We start from the raw sequence: 524 nt of genomic DNA, 5'->3' as shown, positions 1-524 counted from the left end.
CAGGGTGTAGTCAAAGCCCGCCAGCAGGGTGTGCCGCACCGGGCCGGTGCTGGCCAGGTATTGCAGGGACGTGTCGACGTTGACCGCCGACGACCGGTCCCAGCGCGGCAAGGCGCTGCGGCTGGCGGTATGGCGCTGGTCCGGCGCCAGCTGCCACAGGCTGGTCATCGCGTAATGGCTCTTGGCGTTGAAGTAGCGCGCGTTCTGGCGCAGCGTCAGCTGGCTGTTGAATGCGTGCTCGAACAGGTAGCCGATCGAATACCGTTCCAGCTCGAATTTGTCGAAGCCGGGTTCCCCGGGGTAGCGGTCGCGGGGGATGCGGCCGTTGATATTGGGCAGCACGGTGCCCTGCGCCGGCAGGCCGTAGGCGTAGAGGGTGCGGTCCTTCTGATATTCCGCCAGCAGCGTCAGCGAGGTGGCGGCGCTCGGCTGCCACTTCAGCGCCGGGGCGACATAGGTCCGGTCGTCGGGCACGTGGTCGATGAAAGTATTGCTGTCGCGCCGCAAGGCGGTGAGCCGGTAGG

Annotated in this window: 1 protein-coding gene; it reads right to left on the bottom strand. The window is 67.0% G+C overall.

Going from position 1 to position 524, the window contains the following annotated elements; all coding sequences use genetic code 11:
• Positions 1-524: TonB-dependent receptor domain-containing protein (locus ACR6JA_RS23245; protein WP_494599892.1), on the bottom strand; the 524-nt coding region annotated here is incomplete at both ends.

It is taken from the genome of Cedecea sp. B1(4) (assembly GCF_059414925.1).
This window is presented reverse-complemented; position numbering and strand designations above follow the sequence as displayed.